This window comes from Roseiarcus fermentans (assembly GCF_003315135.1).
In the GTDB taxonomy this organism is placed as follows: Bacteria; Pseudomonadota; Alphaproteobacteria; order Rhizobiales; family Beijerinckiaceae; genus Roseiarcus; species Roseiarcus fermentans.
In genome coordinates this window covers 43,824-61,006 of the sequence record NZ_QNRK01000031.1, presented here as the reverse complement: position 1 = coordinate 61,006, position 17,183 = coordinate 43,824, and the positions used below count along the sequence as shown (strand labels likewise).

Below are 17,183 nucleotides of genomic sequence, written 5' to 3'. Positions count from 1 at the left end.
ACCTCGTCGGGGATGCCCGGCGGACGCGCAGGCGCTATGCTGGCGCGATCCAACGTCCGAAAAGGTCAAGCGCATGGAATACCTGCACACCATGATCCGCGTCACCGACCTGAAGGCGACGATCGCGTTCTTCGAGCTGATGGGATTCGTCGAGACGCGCCGGGTCGACAACGACAAGGGCCGCTTCACCCTGGTCTTCCTCGCCGCCTCCGGCGACGCCGAGCGGGCGCGCAAGACCCAGGCGCCCCTGATCGAACTCACCTTCAACTGGGATCCCGAGGTCTATGGCGGCGGGCGCAATTTCGGCCATCTCGCCTACCGGGTCGACGACATCTACGCGACCTGCCAGCGCCTGATGGACGGCGGCGTCACGATCAACCGGCCGCCGCGCGACGGCCACATGGCGTTCATCCGCACGCCCGACGCTATCTCCATCGAGTTGCTCCAGAAGGGCGGCGCGCTGCCGCCCGCCGAGCCGTGGGCGTCGATGCCGAACGTCGGGGTGTGGTGAGCGCGCCATCCCGGCTTCGCGACCAAGGCCGGACGGCGGGCCGCCGCGTTCTGCTGTGAACCCTCGTTGAGTGCGGCTCCTCCCTGTGACATAGTGTCGCTCCGGCGAAGGGAGCCGGTTGCTGGGGGATCCGCTCATGGACGTGTCACGACGAGGCTTGCTGGCCGCGACCGCGGCTGGCGGCGCCGCGCTCACCGCGACTCTCGCGCGCGGCGCGTCTTTCGGAAATCCCGACCTGCCGCCCGAGGGCGCGGTCAATGTCGCCGATCCGCGGGCGCTCGCCATTCCGGGCCCGCACGATGCGTCGCTCGCCCAGCAGATGCCGACCTTTCTCGATCCGCCGCCGACCGACGTCGGCAGCCTGCCCGAGTTCTGGGCCTCCTTCAACCTCGCGCCGCGGCGCATCCAGAACGGCGGCTGGGGCCGTCAGGTGACGGTGTCGGACTTCGCCATCTCCACCGAAATCGCCGGCGTGAACATGCGGCTCTCGGCCGGCGGCATCCGCGAGCTGCACTGGCACCAGCAGGCGGAATGGGCGATCATGACTTACGGCCATTGCCGCATCACCGTGCTCGACGCCAAAGGCCGCCCGTACGTGGCCGACGTCGCGGAGGGCGACCTGTGGTATTTCCCCGCCGGCCTGCCGCACTCGCTGCAGGGACTGGGGCCCGACGGAGCCGAGTTCGTGCTCGCCTTCGACAATGGCGCCTCCTCGGAGTTCAACACGCTGCCCGCGACCGACTGGATCGCGCACACGCCGCCCGACGTTCTGGCCAAGAATTTCGGCGTGCCGGCGGAAGCGTTCAAGAACATCCCGCTGCAGGACCGCTGGATCTTCCAGGGCGCGGTTCCCGGTCCGCTCGAGGAGGTGCGGGCGGCGATGGCGGGCACGCGTGGCGCGCCGCAATATCCGTTCACCTTCGCGCTCAGCAAGTCGCCCAAGGTCGCCGACAGCCATGGCGGAACCCTCCAGATCGCCGACAGCTCCAACTTCACCGTGTCGACGACGATCGCCGCCGGCCTCGTCACCATCAGGCCCGGCGCGCTCAGGACGCTGCACTGGCATCCGAACGCCGACGAATGGCAATATTACCTCAAGGGAACGGCGCGTATGACCGTGTTCAACGCCGGCCCGTCCGCCAATACCGCGAACTTCCGCCCCGGCGACATCGGCTACGTCAAGAAGGGCCTCGGCCACTACATCGAGAACACCGGCGACAGCGATCTGGTCATGATCGCGGTGTTCCGCTCGTCCGTCTACGAGGAAGTCTCGCTCGCCGACTGGCTGGCCCATTCGCCGCCCGAGATGGTCGCGGCGACCTTCAATCTCGATCCCGAGACGGTGGCGAAGTTCCCGCGCAACAATCCGGCCTTCATGCCGGAGTGAGGGTTTCGGCGCGAGCCCCGTCATTGCGAGCGAAGCGAAGCAATCCACCCGCTGCTTCGTCGCTTCGCTCCTCGCAATGACGGCGGCGTTTGCAGTCTCGATTGTTACAGGATCGCCGCGCTCACCAGGTTGCGGAACAGCGTGCGAAAATACTCGCGGTGCTCCGGCGCCTGCACCATCAGGACGGCGAACAGATTGTCGCGCGGCGAAATCCAGAACGCCGTCCCCATCATGCCGCCCCAGAAATATTCCCCGACGCTTCCGGCGCTCGGGGCCAGCCCCTGCCTGACCCGGACCGCGAATCCGAGCCCGAAGCCGTGGCCCGGCCAGAGCAGCGGGTGGCGGCGGTCGACGTGGGCGTCGAGGTGGTCGCTCGCCATCCAGGCCAGCGTGCGCGGGCTTAAGAATCGCGTCCCGGCGAAAGCGCCGCCCCCCGCGAGCATGGCGGCGAAGCGCGCATAGTCCGTGAGCGTCGAGACGAGGCCGCCGCCGCCCGATTCGAATTTCGGCGGCGCCTCCGCGTTACCCATGTCGGCGCCGGCCGCGGTCATGATCTCGAACGAGAACGGGTCGGCGCGGCGCGCCAGTTTGGCGTGCGGGGTGAAGAAGGCGGTGTCGGGCATCCCGAGCGGGCCGAAGATGCGCGCACGCAGGACGTCGCTCAGGCGCGCCCCTTCGACGATCTCGACGATGCGCCCGAGCACGTCGGTCGAGACGCTGTACTCCCAGACGGTTCCCGGCTGATGCATCAGCGGCAGCGCGGCGATTTCCGCGACGTTCTCGGCCGTCGTCCGCCCGGCGCTGAGCACGTCGGCGGCCTTGGTCAGCGTCTGGACGGGGCCTGCGCCGGTGAAGCCGTAGGTCAGGCCGGAGGTGTGGCGCAGCAGGTCCTGCACGGTGACGGGCCTCGCGAGCGGGCGAAGCTCGAGTTCGTCGCCGTTGGGGACGCCGACCTTCACGTCGCCGAAGGCCGGGACATAGGCCGAGACGGGATCGAGGACCGAGAGCCGGCCCTCCTCGACCAGCATCATCGCCGCCACCGAGACGATCGGCTTGGTCATCGAATAGATCCGGAAGATCGCGTCGTCGCGCATCTCCGGGCCGCCGGGCCGCAGGTCGCCGAGCGCCTGGCGGTAGGCGACCTTGCCGTCGCGGGCGATCAGCATCGCGATCCCCGGCGCCTTGCCGTCGTCGATCTGCCGCTGCATCGCGTCGGTCAGGCGGGCGAGCCGGGGCGGATCGAACCCCAGGCGCTCCGAGGGAACGTAGGGCAGGACGGAATGAGGCATTTGGGTTTGCTCGCTGACGAGGGACGCGGGAGCATAGTCACGCAGCGGAGAGGGGCAAGAGTCCGTGGCTATCGTTGGGCGTCACCCCCTTCTCCGCGAAGCGGGGAAGGTGGCGCGAAGCGCCGGATGGGGTGCGGAAAGCAGGACTCCGTGGGTGCAGGCAGGCGGCGCCGATCGTGCAATCCGTCCCACGGCGACGCCTCGGCCCACACCCCATCCGTCGCCTTCGGCGACACCTTCCCCGCTTCGCGGAGAAGGGGTGTCGTCTCCGCAGTTCGTGCTACATAGGCGGCATGGAGGAGCCGCCGCGATATCGTCAGTCCTCGCGCAAGTTCGCAAGGGCGCAGCGTCAGAGCATGACGAAGGCGGAAACGCTGCTATGGCGCGCGCTGCGCAATCATCGCGTCGACGGGTACGGGTTTCGCCGTCAGACGTAACTCCCAACCCCGTCATTGCGAGGAGCAAAGCGACGAAGCAATCCATGCCGCCGCTTGCTTCCTGCGGAAGAAATTGCTCGCAACGAAGGGCGGCGGGACGATCAGAGGGCGCAACAGCAGCCCAGCGGCCCTGGATCGCTTCGCTTCGCTCGCGATGACGGCGCTGTTCGCTGCCGGCTTGGGAGTTACCGTCAGACCCCGATCGGCCCTTATTTCGTTGATTTCGTTTGCCTCGCGAGAAGAGTCATCGTCGAAGCGGACGGCCGCACGCACGAAACGGAGGAGGCGCGGATCAGGGACGCAGCGCGGGACGAGTGGTTTCACAACGCCGGCTTTCGCGTTCTGCGCTTTCCCGACGACCTCGTCATCGGCGGCCTGCCGATCGTCGTCGAACGCATTCGCGCAGCGTTGCGCGAATCCTGAACTCCGGAGTTGCGTTGTGCGCCCCTGTCCTGCTTCGCGGGGTCGCGTCGCTTTCTCCGCCTCCCGCCGCTGGACAGCGCCGCCCCCCGTGCGGGACAAGGGGAGCCATGAGCCTGTTCGACGAGGCGCCGCCGAGCGCCACGCCGCCGCCCTCGCCGCTCGCCGAGCGGCTGCGGCCCAAGAGTCTCGACGAGGTCTCGGGCCAGGAGCATCTGACCGGACCCGACGGCGCGCTGACGCGGCTGCTTCAGGCGCCGACCCTCGGCTCGATGATCTTCTGGGGTCCGCCGGGCAGCGGCAAGACCACGGTCGCGCGCCTGATCGGCGCCCTGCGCCCGGACACGTTCGTCCAGGTCTCGGCCATCCACAGCGGCGTCGCCGAGCTCAAGAAGATTTTTGACGCCGCCCGCGCGCGGCGGGGGCAGGGGCGGGGGACGTTGCTGTTCGTCGACGAGATCCATCGCTTCAACCGGGCGCAGCAGGATTCGTTTCTGCCGGTGATGGAGGACGGCGCGGTGACGCTGATCGGCGCCACGACCGAGAATCCGTCGTTCGAGCTGAACGCCGCGCTCCTCTCGCGCGCCCGCGTCCTCGTCTTCAAGGCGCTCGACGCCGAGGCGCTCGAGGCGCTGGTCGGCCGCGCCGAGCGCCTCGTCGGCAAGCCGCTGCCGCTCGAGGGCGACGCCCGCGCGGCGCTGATCGGCATGGCCGACGGCGACGGCCGCGCGGCGCTGACGCTCGCCGAGGAGGTGTGGCGCGCCGCCCGCCCGGGCGAGACGCTCGACGCCCGCCGTCTCGCCGACGTCGTGCAGCGGCGGGCGCCGCTGTACGACAAGGGCCAGGACGGCCACTACAATCTGATCTCGGCCCTGCACAAATGCGTGCGCGGCTCCGACCCGGACGCGGCGCTGTACTATCTCGCGCGCATGTTCGACGCCGGGGAGAACCCGCTGTTCATCGCCCGCCGCGTGGTGCGCATGGCCTCCGAGGACATCGGGCTCGCCGATCCGCAGGCGCTCGTGGTCGCCAACGCGGCCAAGGACGCCTACGACTTCCTCGGCAGCCCGGAGGGCGAACTCGCCATCGCCGAGGCCGTCGTCTATGTGGCGACGGCGCCGAAATCGAACGCCGTCTATAAAGCCTGGGCCGCCGCGCAGGCGCTCGCCAGGAGCCACGGCTCGCTGACGCCGCCCAAGACCATCCTCAACGCGCCGACGAAATTGATGAAGCGCGAGGGCTACGGGGCGGACTACCACTACGACCACGACGCGCCGGACGCCTTTTCCGGCCAGAATTACTGGCCCGAGGCGCTCGGGCGGCGTACGGTCTACCAGCCGGTCGAGCGCGGCTTCGAGCGCGAGATCCGCAAGCGCCTCGACTGGTGGGCGAAGCTTCGCGGCGAGCGGGGAGGGGGTTGAATGCGCCTGACGAGACGGGCGATCGCGCTCACGCTGGCCGGGGTTCTTGCCGCCGCCGGCGTCGCGGCGGTCCTGTGGCCGGCGCCGCCCATTCCGCCGGATTCGATCGAGCGCACGCCGACCTATCAGAACGAGGCGCTGCTGGCGCGCGCCTGGTCGCTCCCGGTCGCCCATCGTTACGGTCCGGCGGGCTACGTCTATCAGCCGAACCAGAGCGTCTGCGGGCCGACCAGCGTCGCCGACGTCATGCTGTCGGAGGGCCGGCCGACCGATCCGAAGACGGTCGCCGACCTGTCGGGGGCGTTCCAGATCTTCGGTTATCTTCCGCGCGGCCTGACGCTCGACCAGGAAGCCGAAGTTCTCGGCAAGGCCGCCGACGCGCCGGTCAAGACGCTGCGCGGCCTGTCGCTCGACGACTTTCGCGCCGAGATGGCCAAGAGCAACGACCCGTCCGAACGGATCGTGGTCAATTTCACCCGCGAGCCCCTGTTCGGCCGCGGCCACGGCCATTTCTCGCCCGTCCTCGGCTACCTCGCCGATCAGGATCTCGTGTTCGTCGGCGACGTCAACGCCCGATTCAAGCCCTGGCTGGTCCCGACGCAGCGCCTGTACGAGGCGCAGAACACGATCGACTCCGACAGCGGCCTGAAGCGCGGCGTGCTGGAGGTCGAGGCGCGCCAACCCTTGTAGGGCGCGGTCTGCCCCCGCAATGTAGGGCGCGGTCGCTGACCGCGCCTGGGCGGGGTCGCCGACCCCGAGCCCTACAGGCCGCGCACTGTAGGGCGCGGTCGCCGACCGCGGCTGGGCGGGCCGCCCCCGACTCTCGCCGACCGCGCCGGGGCGGGGTCGCCGACCCCGCCCTACAGGCGTCCTGCCCGGTGTGCTCAGAGTTGACATTGCGGGGAGAACTTCGCAAAATAGTGAAATCGAATGGGCAGGCGCGCCGCTCCGCTGACAACGCTTTCCGAGTCCTTCCGCATCGAGGAAATGGCGTGCGCGATCGAAAGCACCTCAAGCGCCTCTACACGGTTTCGATCGCGACCCCTGTGTTCTTCGTGACAATCTGCGTCGCGAACCGCCGCCCGGTCCTCGCCGCCCCCGAAGCGTTCGCGATCCTCCGTGGGGAATGGGCCGCCGCGCGCGACCGTTACGGATGGGCGGTCGGCCGTTTCGTCGTCATGCCCGACCACGTCCATTTCTTCTGCGCCTGCGACGAGACCGCCCATGCGAAGCCGCTGTCCGGGTTCATCGGCGGGTTCAAGCAATGGACGTCGAAGGCGATCCTCAAACATCTCGGCCTGCCCGCTCCCCTTTGGCAAAAAGAGTTCTTCGACCATCTCCTTCGCAACGATGAAAGCTACGCCGTGAAATGGGATTATGTCAGAGACAATCCCGTCCGCGCCGGGCTCGCGCGCTCGGCTGACGACTGGCCGTACGCGGGCGAAATCACGCCGATATCGAGGTGATCGCGCCGCGCGCATTGCCGGGCGCGGATCGTTCACCGCGCCCGGGGCGGGGCCGACCCGGCCTTTGCAGGGCGCGGATCGTTGACCGCGCCGGGGGCGGGGCCGGGGCGGGGTCGGCGACCCCGCCCTACAGGCCTCGCATGTAGGGCGGGGTCGCTGACCGCGCCTGGGCGGGGTCGCCCCCGCTCTGCCGGGCGCGTCGAAATGCGGCCACACAGGGGCCCGGTTTCCCGCGTAGCGACCGGGCGGGCGCATGCACGCGCTCCGTTCGCGTGAGGAGCGCTCCGGCCGATGGCGGCGACGCGCAGACAGGTTCTTTCCATCGCGGCGTGCGTGGCCGCGGGCGGGCTTCTCGGCTGGGCCGCGCCGGCGGCGGCCGAGGCGGGTCCCGGCGGCAGCCTGGCCGCGCCCGACCGCTCCGCCTTCGATCAGGTCTGGGAACTGGTGCGCGACCGCTTCTACGACCCGCGCCTGCACGGCGTCGACTGGGACGCGATGCGCCGCCGTTTCAGCCCGCAGGTCGCAGCCGCCCGGTCGAACGCCGAGCTCGCGGCGGCGATCAACGCGATGCTCGCGACCCTGAACGCCTCGCACACGCACTTCTACACGCCGGACGAGCCGGCCTACTACCAGCTCGCCGACATTTTCGCCGGCGCCCTCGAGCATCGCGGGCTCGGCAAGATCTTCCCGGGCGGCGCGATCCGCTATCCGGGGATCGGGATCTTCACCGAAACCGATTCCGAGGGCCGCCAGTTCGTCGCCGGCGCGATCGACGGCGCTCCGGGCCGCAGCGCCGGCCTGCTGGTCGGCGACGAGATCCTGTCCGTCGACGGCCGGCCGTTCGAACCGGTCGGGTCGTTTCGCGGCAAGGTCGGCGCGCGGGCGTCGATGTCGATCCGGCGCGCCGCCGGCGCCGCGCCGATCGAGGTCGCCGTCGCCCCCGTCGACCTCGAGCCCGGCGCGCTGTTTCTAGCGGGCCTGAGGCAGAGCGCGCGCATCGTTCCGGGGGCCGGCGGCGCCCGCGTGGGTTACGTCCGCGTCTGGTCCTACGCCAGCCGCCGCTACCAGAGCGCGCTCGAGGATCTGATCGCCGAGGGTCCGCTCCGCGACGCCGACGCGCTCGTCTGGGATTTGCGCGACGGCTGGGGCGGGGCGCAGCCCTGGTATCTCGATCTCTTCAACGCCCGCGCCCCGACCATGCAGGTCGCCGACCGCGACGGCGAGACCGGAATCGTCGGCGCCCGGTGGCGCAAGCCCGTCGCGGCGCTGATCAACGGCGGCACCCGCAGCGGCAAGGAGGTGCTCGCCTACGGGTTCAGGGAATACAGGCTCGGGCCGCTGGTCGGCGCCCGCACCGAAGGCGCGGTGCTGGCGGCGACCGCCTTTCTGGTCGGCGACGCCGGCCTGCTGCTGCTCGCGGTCGAAGACGTCCTGGTCGACGGCAAGCGGCTCGAGGGCGTCGGCGTCGAGCCGACGATTCCCGTTCCCTTCGACCGCCGCTGGGCCGAAGGCCGCGACCCGCAGCTCGACCGCGCGGTCGAGGCGTTGACGCGGAGCCGGGTCGGGGTCGAACCGTGACCGCGCTCGGCGCTTCCGCCGGATCGTCGTAACCGGGGCGGATCGGCGGGCGGCGAGCGCGGTCGGCGGCCGGGTCGCCAGGGGAAGCCGACAGGTCGATAGGCCCGGATCGGCCGCCGGGTTAAAGTTCGCGCATGCGAATCATTTCCTATCGCGACCTCGAGCCCGGCCGATTCGCCAAGGCGGTCGAGCGAATTCGCGCCGCGCTGGCGTGCGGAGATTTCGCCGCGGCCGGCCTCAAGAAACTGTCGCCGACGCCGTACTGGCGCGCCAAGCTCAGCGACGAGGCGCGGCTCCTGATGCAATTCGCGCCGCACGAGGGCGAGACGGTCTGTCTGTTTCTGGAAGTCATTCCCAACCACGCCTATGAAAAATCCCGCTTTCTGCGCGGCGCTGCGATCGATCGGTCGAAGATCGAAAGCGGGCCCGACGATCCGGCGCCGCAACCGGCGCCGCCGGCCCGCGGCGGGCTGGAGCTGCGCTGGCTGCCGGCGCAGGCCGCCGAATTCGAGCTCCTCGACCGGCCGATCGTGTTCGACGAGGCGCAGGAGGCGGTGCGCCGCCGCGAGGTTCCGCTGGTGGTCGTCGGGTCCGCCGGGTCGGGCAAGACCGCGGTGACGCTCGCCAAGATGCGCGAGGCGACCGGCAGGGTGCTCTACGTGACCCACTCGGCCTATCTGGCGCAGACGGCGCGCCGGCTCTACAGCGCCCACGGCTACGAAAATCCGGCGCAGGACGTCGAATTCATGAGCTTCCGCGAGCTCGTCGATTCGATGGCCGTTCCCGAGGGCGCCGAAGTCGGCTTCTCAGCCTTTCGCGCCTTTGTCGAACGCCGGCGCGGCGGCCTGAAGGGCGACTTGCGCCAGGCCGACGCGCACGCCCTGTTCGAGGAATTCCGCGGCGTCCTCGGCGCGCCGGCGGCCGGGCCGCTGTCGGGCGACGACTATCAGGCGCTGGGCGTGCGGCAGTCCCTGTTCGCGGCCGGCGACGTGCGGGCGGCGGCGCACGAGCTGTTTCGGAAATACGTCGACTGGCTGGCCGAATCCGGCCTGTTCGATCTCAATCTCGTCTGCCACGCCTGGCGCGCCAAGGCCGAAGCGCTTTACGATTTCGTCGTCGTGGACGAAGTGCAGGACTTCACCGGCGCCCAGCTCGCGCTGATTTTCGACTCCCTGAAGGCGAAGGATCGCTTCCTGCTCTGCGGCGACGCGCATCAGATCGTGCACCCGAACTTCTTCTCCTGGGCCTCGGTGCGCGCCCTGTTCCGGGAGGCCGGGCGGAACGAGACGACGGAGGCGGCCGCGGCCCGTGACGTCACGGTCCTGCAGGCGAATTTCCGCAATACGCGCGCCGTGACCGGGGTCGCCAACCGCCTGTTGAAGATCAAGCAGGCGCGGTTCGGCTCGGTCGATCGCGAGAGCAATTTCCTGGTCAGGTGCGCCTCGTCCGCCGTCGGGGAGGTTCGCCTGCTCGAGGCCAAAGACAAGGCGCTGAAGGCGCTCGACGCGTCGTCGCGCGCCTCGGTGCGCAGCGCGGTGATCGTCCTGCGCGACGAGGACAAGGCCGCCGCCCGCGCGCATTTCCGCACGCCGCTGGTCTTCTCGGTGCACGAGGCGAAAGGCCTCGAGTATCCGAACGTCATCCTGTTCAACATGGTCTCGGGCGCCCGCGCCGTCTACGCCGAATTGTGCCGGGGGGTGGCCGCGGACGACCTCGAGGGCGATGAGCTCGATTACCGCCGGGCGAAAGACAAGGCCGACAAGTCGCTCGAATTGAACAAGTTCTACGTCAACGCGCTGTACGTGGCGATGACCCGGGCGATGGAGGGCCTCGCGATCGTCGAGTCCGACGTCCGGCATCCGCTGCTGCAGCTTCTCGGACTCGAGGCAGCCGGCGAGATTGTGACCGGCCCCGTCCAGGCTTCGAGCCGGGACGAATGGGCGCAGGAGGCGCGCAAGCTCGAGCTGCAGGGCAAGCAGGAGCAGGCGCGCTCGATTCGGGAAACCTTCCTGACGAGCCGGCCGACGCCCTGGACCCCGTGGTCGCTGGCGGCTCTGCAGGAATGGGCGCCGAAAGCGCTCGATCCCAGGAACCCGTCGTCGAAGATCAAGCAGAGCATGTTCGATTACGCCCTGTGGCATGGACAGGGTGCCTATATCGAGCGGCTCGCCGGGCAGGCGAAATTCGCCGCCGCGCTGCCGCTGACCCACGACGGGGAGCTGCTCGGCCGCCTCGACCGGACGTGGAACGGCTGGCGGTACGCCCATCCCTCCCGCGACGAAGGCTTCGCCGAGGATCCGAAGAACCCGATGGGGCGCGCCGGGCGCGCGGTCGCGGCGATGCGCGAGCGGCTGTTGCGGCCCTATCTCGAGCGCTCGCCGAAAACCATATTGCAGGATTGCGGCGTCTACGGGGTCGACCACAAGACCTATTGCGGCGCGACGCCCCTGATGCTCGCGGCGCGCGCCGGCGCCGTCGCGCTGGTCGAACAGCTCCTCGAACGCGGCGCCGACGCCGATCTCGTCGACGATTACGGACATACCGCCTGGATGGGCGCGCTCAACCGGGCGATCGACGATCACGCCTTCGGCAAAGCGCATCTCGGCCCGCTGTTCGAGCGTCTGGGTCCCGATACGCTCGACGTTCACGCCGACGGGCGGCTCGTGCGGCTCGAACGCGGTCAGGCCGAGTTCTGGCTGCTCGGTCTGATGCTGGCGGGCCTCAAGACCCATGCCGGCGGGTTGGTCGCGCGGCCCCTGGGACCGCATCGCCATATGCGCGGCTTCTTCTCCGATTCCCTGCTCAGGACGCTCGAACTGCTGCCGGAGCATCTGTGGCCGACGTCGCGCCGCAGGCGGGACTACATCAGCAGCGTGCTGGCGCGGGCGGAAGTGGGATCGGCCTATCGCCCGGCGCGCAAACTCTGGAAGCGCCGCGAGACCGGCTATTACGTCCCCGCGCCGGACCTGCGATTGCGCCGCAAGACGCCGGACGGCGAAACCTGGACAGGGATCGCCGAGGCCATGAACCTGGCCGCGGTGGCCGACGGCGCGGGCGGCTGGTTCTTCGACGTCTACGGCCTCGACGCGGCGACGCTTTCGGCGGAGGCGGCCGGCTCGGCGCAGTCGTGACCGGGCGCAGCGTTTCGGCAGGTCCAGCCGCTGGCGCAGGCCCCCCGACCCGCCGACTTCAGAAAGCCAATCTCACCGCGACGCCGCCGTGCACCGTGCTGCCGACTTCGCCGAAGGCGGTGCCGAGCAGGAAGGCGTCGAGGACGAAATGGCTGTTGAAGCGGTAGCCGAGCCGCCCGCCGTACTCGAGCCAGGTCGTGTTGGGGATCGCGCCCGGCGCGATCGGGCCGAAATCGGTGACGTTGACGAACGAGCCCGCCCCCGCTCCGAACCCGTAGGCGACCGCGGCGCCGACGTTGGCCTCGATGACGCCGTTGAAGAGGTGCGTGATCTGGCCGCCGAACCGGGCGACGTTCAAGGTCTGGAGGCCGGCGCCGGCGCTCGCCGGATAGGGGTTGAGCGCCGTCTCCGCCTCGGCGTAGGCGCCGGTCTGCATCCAGCTCCGGCCGATGTCGGCATAGGCCGCCGCCTCGTCGGTCGGCGTCAGCCGCGCGAGCCAGCCGGCGCGGGCGAACAGCGAAAGGCTGCGGTCGACGGCGGTCGAATTGCCGGTCGCCATCGTCGACCCGTTCGGGTAGCTGCGCGCCGTGTGGACGCTCTCGTAGGGCGTGACGCCGCCGCCGACCTGGAGGAACGGCCGGCTCGAACCCCAGTTGGACATGTCGTAGATGAGCGAGCCGGCGGCGGTCGGGGCGTCATAGACGGAAATGCCCTGCGCGCTCCACTGGTTGTAGGAGACGCCGCCGATCGCCGTCAGCATCGGCGACAGGGTCCAGCGGCCCTGCATGCCGAGCGCGAGCGAGCCGATCGAGGCGAAGCCCGAGGCGCAGCTCGAGCAACTGATCTGCTGCGTCGCGCCGATCAGCAATGAGCCGAGCACGCGCCCGGTGACCGCCTGCGCCTGCTGCGCCTTGGCGACGGAATTGACCGAATTCTGCATCTGACCCTGCGTGGTCGTCGGGGTCGAGGTGAGGAACCATGCGCCGTCGGTCTCGTCGAGCGTGTACTTGTAACCGCCGACCACCGGCGAACCGGCGAGCTGGAAGGCGTTGGCGGCGATCGTCCCCCCGTTCGTGGCGACGATGAGCGGAATGCCGCTGCCGCTCGTCTGTCCGCCGAGGCCGCCGACGTTGCGGATCTGCAGGACGGTCGTCCCGGTCGCGGTTCCGCCGTTGACGATGAGCTTGTCCGCCCCCGAGCCCGCGCCGCCGAGCGCGACGTTCATGACCATGAGCGCGCCCGCGCCGACATAGCTGCCGACCGTCAGGGTCTTGAACCCGCCGCCGGCGCCGGGCGGAGCGAACGTGACGACGCTGTTGGCGACCGAGAGGCTGCTGACGTTGGACGGCCCGGTCAGGGTCCAGGTCGTGCCGTTCGTCAGGTTGAGGTTGGACGTCGACGTCGGCGTGGTGATCGCGGCGCCGGTCAGAGTCGACCCGCTGGCGTTGAGCGTCACGACGCTGCCACCGGTCGCGTCGACGACGTTGGCCGCGGTGACGGTCGAATTGGCGAGGGTGATCGTCGCCGTCGACGGGTCGGCGTAGACGAAATCGCCGGACTTCGCATTGATGGTGAAATTGTCGAAGCTCGCGGTCTGGTTGTTTCCGTCGAGGAACGCGAAGACGTTTCCGGCCGCCGTGATCGCGCCGCCGCCGCTCGCGACGATCGCGGCGCCGTTCCCTTGCAAGCCGACCGCGGTCGCGGCGGCGTTGGTCGTGACGATGGCGAGGGGGCCGCTCGCCGTGATCGCGCCGGCCTTGCCGCTGCCGGCAGCGTCGCTGGCGAACAGGCCGTAGGCGCCGGCGCCCGCGACCGTCACGTTGGCCGCGCCGAGCGCGATCGCCGATCCCGCGCCGTCGGCGTTCACGCCATGAGCGGCGAGGCCCGTGGCCGCCGAGACGCCCCCCGACGTCGTGACGGTGGTGATCGAGGACGGGCTTGCGCTCACCACGCCGCCGAGCGCGGCGTAGACGCCGATCGCGCCGGCGCCCTTTGTGGCGAACGTGTTCGTCCCGTCGAGGCCGACGGACGTTCCGGCGCCGCTCGCGGAGAGCGCGTGCGCGGCCTCGCCCGTGGTCGCAACCGAAGAGTTGGCGAGGGAGGTCGAGCCGCCGCCGTTGGTGACCACGCCGCTCGCCCCTGCGCCTGTCGTGGCGATCGTGAGGCCATTGGAGGTCGTGACGTTCGCCCCGGCGCCGGAGGCCAGCAGTCCGTAGGCGGATTGCCCCGAGGTCGTCACCGACCCGCCGCCGATCGTGGTTACGCCGCCCGCGCCGGTATAGACGCCAGCGGCGCCGTCGCCCGCGGTCGAGATCGTCGTGTTGGTCAGTCGGAGCACGCCGCCCGAGGACGACGAGCTCGTCCAGGGCGCGTTGGCCGCGCCCCAAGCGGTAAGGCCGGTCGCCGAATCGTAGCCGCCCCTGGTCGTGATCGTGAGGTTCGTCGCGTCGATCTCGGAGCCGAGGCCGGTGACGCCGAGGCCTCCCGAGCCGTTGGCGGTGGTGGCGATCGTCTGCCCGTTGAGGGCGATCTTGCCGTTCGACGTCGCGACGGCGACGATGGCGCCCGCTCCGCTCGTTCCGATCGTCGCCTGCCCGGCGTCGCTCGCGCCGATCGTGATCGCGCCGCCGCTTTCGGCGAGGAGCGCCTGCGCGTAAGCGCCCGTCGTGGTGATCGAGCCGCCGAGGATCGTCGTCGTCCCGAAGTTCGCCGAGACGACGCCGGACGCGCCGGCGCCGCCGGTTCGAATCGAGGAATCGGCGATCGTCAGCCTGCCGCCGCCCGAGAAGTCGCCCGTACCCGAACTGCCGTTGTAGGCGCCGACCGCATTGTGGCCGCTCGCGTCGGCCCCGCCGGACGTCGTGATCGACACGCCCGTCAGCGACATCGTCGAGCCCGTGCCGACGAGCGCGGCGCCGGGCGAGCCGTTGCCGGTGGTCGCGATGGTCGCGCCGGCGACGGTCGTCCGCGTTCCCGCTCCCTCGGAGACGATCGCGTCCGCCCACACGCCGGCCGTGGAAACGGCGCCGCCGGAGATCGTCGTCGCGCCGCCGTCGGCGGTGACGACGGCGTGCATCTGATCGCCGCTCGTCGCGATCGTCGCGCCGGTCAGCGTCATTGTTCCGCCGCCGGCATAGCTCGCATAGGACCCGTTGTAGGCGCCCTCGGCGTGCTGCCCGGTGCTGGAGTCGATGCCGCCCTGGGTCGTGATCCGCACGTTGGTCGCGTCGAGGACGCCGCCCGATCCGTTGACGAACAACCCGCCCGAGCCATTGCCGGACGTCGTGATGACCGTCCCGCTGATGTCCAGCGTCCCGCCCGCGGCGACGCCGGCGGCATAGGACGAGGTCCCGGTCGTCGCGATCGTTCCGCCGTTCAGGCCTATGCGGGCGCCGCTGTCGGCGATAACGCCGATCGACTGCGCCCCGCCGGTCGAGACCGCCGCGCTGTCGGCGGTGATCTGCGACCCGGCGCCCGTCGCGTAGAGACCGGTCGAGCCGGCGCCCGTCGTCGTCACCGTCCCGCCGCTCAGCGTCACCAGGCCGCCGTTGTCCGCCTGCACGCCGTTGGCGTTGCTCCCTCGCGTCGTGACATTGACGTTTTGTGCGGTGATCGACGACGCGACGGGGCCGCTGTCGGTCGACGCCGAGCCGGTGGCGTAAAGCCCGACGCTGTTGTTCCCGGTCGTCGTCACCGTTCCGCTGGTCGAGGTCGGCGACACAGCGAGGATGACCGATCCGCCGGAGTCCGCCTGAACCGCCGGGGTGTTGGCGGCCGACGTCGAGAAAGACACCGAACTCTGACCCTCGTTGACGTTGGTCAGGACCGCGCCGGCGCCCGTGGCCTGACCGGCGATGACGTCGGTCGACACGTAAGAGCCGCTGGCGAAGCACTTCTCGCCTGCCGAGGCTTTGATATTGACTCCCGGGGCGCCGAGGCACCCCGCAGGCGGCAACCCCGCCTGGGCATAGACGAGGATGTCCGCGCCGTTCCCGCCCGAAGTGGTGACGTTGCCGTTGGTGCTGACACGCGACCAGCTGGTCAAGGCGCTGTTGTCCGTCGCGGAGAACGTCACCTGGTACGTGTCGCCGACGGTTGTGGAGATTGTCTGACTGATCGCGTCGTAGGCCTGCACCGCGCCGTCGTGCCAGCAGTAGCTGCCATAACCCTCGCAACTCGACGTCACAACCCCGCCAGCGCTGGCGCCGTAGATGTTTGCGTACGTCCAGCTCGTCGGGGCTGCCGTGTTGCCGTTGTCGGTATGCGTGCCGCCCGAGAAGTCGCCGTTCGTCAGCAGGTTCCCGCTCGATGTGGTCAGGTTGACGACCGAGGTGTTGAACACAAAAACGTAAGCCGGGTCTTCGCGGAAGGCGAAGGTGATCGCGGTGTTCGGCACCGACGATGTGAAGTCGACGGTGTACGTCTGAGGCGTCCCATGCGGGATCACGCCGCCATTCAGATCGAGGATGGCGCCGGACGGCGGCGGTTGGTTGCTGGGTCCGGCCCAGGCGGCGCCCGCGAATCCGGCGGCGACCGCCAGCGCGAAACACCAGCGGGCGCCCGTGCGAGCTCTCGGCGCTAGTGTCCGCATAGCGCCCCCGCCGGAAAGCCGCCCGCGCCCAGGGTCCCGCCGCCGGCGCCGATCGGACCGGCCGACGCGAAGGCGACCGGCGAGCACAGCGAACCGGAGCACAGCGCGCCGATGTTGACCGGAGCGGCGACCAGACCCGCCTGAACGGCGCCGCCCGCGCCTCTCCGGACCTGCGCGGTCTGCCCGTCCTGATTGAGTTGGACGCAGTCGCAGCGTCGCCCGCTCGCGCAGTCGCTCACCTGGCTCTCGAACGTGACCCCGGCGCGCCGCGGGCAGACCAGGGCCTGGCCCTCGACCAGCGTGACCCGCGTCTGGGCGCTGCGCGCGTCGATGTCGAGCACCGTGCCGCGCACCCCGACCGAGGCGGTCGGGGTGTTGATCTGGTAGGCCTTCTTGTCGAGGGCGCCGGTGGTGAAGCGGAACACGCCTTTGGCCAGATTGACCGTCACCTTCTGTGCGCTGACCTCGGTCGAATAGACGAACTCGTCCAGCGTCACCCGCGAGGTCGGGCCGATGGCGAGATTGGTCGAATCGAGGAAGACGAGCTTCGCCCTCGAATCCTCTCCGGTCCGGACGATCTCGTTGCGAAAGACGTCGTCCCCGGCCTTCAGCGGCGCAGCGGCGCCCGACAGTTCCCGGGTGACGACGTTCAGGGAGGCGGCGGCCGAGCCGATGTTCTGCTGCGCGCGGGCGTGGCCCGCGCCGCAGACGACAATCAAGAGCGCGAAAAGCGCAATGGCGCAACGGAAGGAAATCCCCGCCTCCCTGCATCGGCGGCCGTACAAGCCGGTTGACTTCGTCATCATACAGCAGGAAAGCCGGTCGAGGCGAAAACCTTTCGCAATTTTGTCAAATTCTCTCGGTGGTGTGGCCGGAAAGGCACGCATTTCGTAACTCCCAAGCCGCCGTCATCGCGAGGAGCGACCCCCGGACTTGGATCCTGACTTGGATC

General features: G+C 69.9%; 12 protein-coding genes. 9 read left to right on the top strand and 3 right to left on the bottom strand.

The features are described from left to right. The first annotated feature begins 73 nt into the window (after positions 1-73). Positions 74-511 (top strand): VOC family protein, encoded by a 438-nt coding sequence (locus DFR50_RS23055; protein ID WP_113891616.1) that lies wholly within the window; start codon positions 74-76, stop codon positions 509-511. Positions 512-647: 136 nt separating this feature from the next. Next, positions 648-1,898 (top strand): cupin domain-containing protein, encoded by a 1,251-nt coding sequence (locus DFR50_RS23050; RefSeq protein ID WP_113891615.1) that lies wholly within the window; start codon positions 648-650, stop codon positions 1,896-1,898. Positions 1,899-2,002: 104 nt separating this feature from the next. Here the strand turns inward: DFR50_RS23050 and DFR50_RS23045 are convergent, their stop codons facing one another. After that, positions 2,003-3,187 carry a serine hydrolase domain-containing protein gene (locus tag DFR50_RS23045; protein ID WP_113891614.1) on the bottom strand — a complete coding sequence of 395 codons (1,185 nt, stop codon included), beginning with the start codon at positions 3,185-3,187 and terminating at the stop codon, positions 2,003-2,005. Positions 3,188-3,480: 293 nt separating this feature from the next. On the opposite strand from DFR50_RS23045, the gene DFR50_RS33390 reads away from it, so the two are divergent. From DFR50_RS33390 to DFR50_RS23010, 7 genes are all read left to right on the top strand, one after another. After that, positions 3,481-3,624: a DUF559 domain-containing protein gene (locus DFR50_RS33390; RefSeq protein WP_113891613.1), complete on the top strand. Its 144-nt coding sequence runs from the start codon at positions 3,481-3,483 to the stop codon at positions 3,622-3,624. A gap of 15 nt (positions 3,625-3,639) precedes the next feature. Next, positions 3,640-4,047 carry an endonuclease domain-containing protein gene (locus DFR50_RS23035; RefSeq protein WP_342634577.1) on the top strand — a complete coding sequence of 136 codons (408 nt, stop codon included), beginning with the start codon at positions 3,640-3,642 and terminating at the stop codon, positions 4,045-4,047. Between the two features lie 107 nt (positions 4,048-4,154). Beyond that, on the top strand, positions 4,155-5,465 hold the full coding sequence (locus DFR50_RS23030; RefSeq protein ID WP_113891612.1) for a replication-associated recombination protein A: 1,311 nt from the start codon (positions 4,155-4,157) through the stop codon (positions 5,463-5,465). Continuing rightward, positions 5,466-6,155, top strand: coding sequence for a phytochelatin synthase family protein (locus DFR50_RS23025; RefSeq protein WP_113891611.1), 690 nt, complete (start codon positions 5,466-5,468; stop codon positions 6,153-6,155). Positions 6,156-6,457: 302 nt separating this feature from the next. Continuing rightward, positions 6,458-6,931: an REP-associated tyrosine transposase gene (locus DFR50_RS32255; RefSeq protein WP_170153356.1), complete on the top strand. Its 474-nt coding sequence runs from the start codon at positions 6,458-6,460 to the stop codon at positions 6,929-6,931. A 291-nt stretch (positions 6,932-7,222) separates the two neighbouring features. Continuing rightward, positions 7,223-8,509: a S41 family peptidase gene (locus tag DFR50_RS23015; protein ID WP_113891610.1), complete on the top strand. Its 1,287-nt coding sequence runs from the start codon at positions 7,223-7,225 to the stop codon at positions 8,507-8,509. A gap of 134 nt (positions 8,510-8,643) precedes the next feature. After that, entirely contained in the window at positions 8,644-11,640 is a 2,997-nt protein-coding gene (locus tag DFR50_RS23010) for an ankyrin repeat domain-containing protein (protein ID WP_113891609.1), read from the top strand. Positions 11,641-11,698: 58 nt separating this feature from the next. Here the strand turns inward: DFR50_RS23010 and DFR50_RS23005 are convergent, their stop codons facing one another. Further along, positions 11,699-16,231 carry a beta strand repeat-containing protein gene (locus DFR50_RS23005; RefSeq protein WP_113891608.1) on the bottom strand — a complete coding sequence of 1,511 codons (4,533 nt, stop codon included), beginning with the start codon at positions 16,229-16,231 and terminating at the stop codon, positions 11,699-11,701. Then, complete coding sequence (locus DFR50_RS23000; protein ID WP_170153355.1) at positions 16,219-16,950, bottom strand: FecR family protein; 732 nt, start codon at positions 16,948-16,950, stop codon at positions 16,219-16,221. Before DFR50_RS23000 ends, DFR50_RS23005 begins: the two co-directional genes overlap by 13 nt. Between the last annotated feature and the right edge of the window lie 233 nt (positions 16,951-17,183).

What these genes read in the sequence shown, in the direction of transcription:
- DFR50_RS23055 (WP_113891616.1), top strand. Translation starts at nt 74, where the DNA reads ATGGAATACCTGCACACCATGATCCGCGTCACCGACCTGAAGGCGACG.
- DFR50_RS23050 (WP_113891615.1), top strand. Translation starts at nt 648, where the DNA reads ATGGACGTGTCACGACGAGGCTTGCTGGCCGCGACCGCGGCTGGCGGC.
- DFR50_RS23045 (WP_113891614.1), bottom strand. Translation starts at nt 3,187, where the DNA reads ATGCCTCATTCCGTCCTGCCCTACGTTCCCTCGGAGCGCCTGGGGTTC.
- DFR50_RS33390 (WP_113891613.1), top strand. Translation starts at nt 3,481, where the DNA reads ATGGAGGAGCCGCCGCGATATCGTCAGTCCTCGCGCAAGTTCGCAAGG.
- DFR50_RS23030 (WP_113891612.1), top strand. Translation starts at nt 4,155, where the DNA reads ATGAGCCTGTTCGACGAGGCGCCGCCGAGCGCCACGCCGCCGCCCTCG.
- DFR50_RS23025 (WP_113891611.1), top strand. Translation starts at nt 5,466, where the DNA reads ATGCGCCTGACGAGACGGGCGATCGCGCTCACGCTGGCCGGGGTTCTT.
- DFR50_RS23015 (WP_113891610.1), top strand. Translation starts at nt 7,223, where the DNA reads ATGGCGGCGACGCGCAGACAGGTTCTTTCCATCGCGGCGTGCGTGGCC.
- DFR50_RS23010 (WP_113891609.1), top strand. Translation starts at nt 8,644, where the DNA reads ATGCGAATCATTTCCTATCGCGACCTCGAGCCCGGCCGATTCGCCAAG.
- DFR50_RS23005 (WP_113891608.1), bottom strand. Translation starts at nt 16,231, where the DNA reads ATGCGGACACTAGCGCCGAGAGCTCGCACGGGCGCCCGCTGGTGTTTC.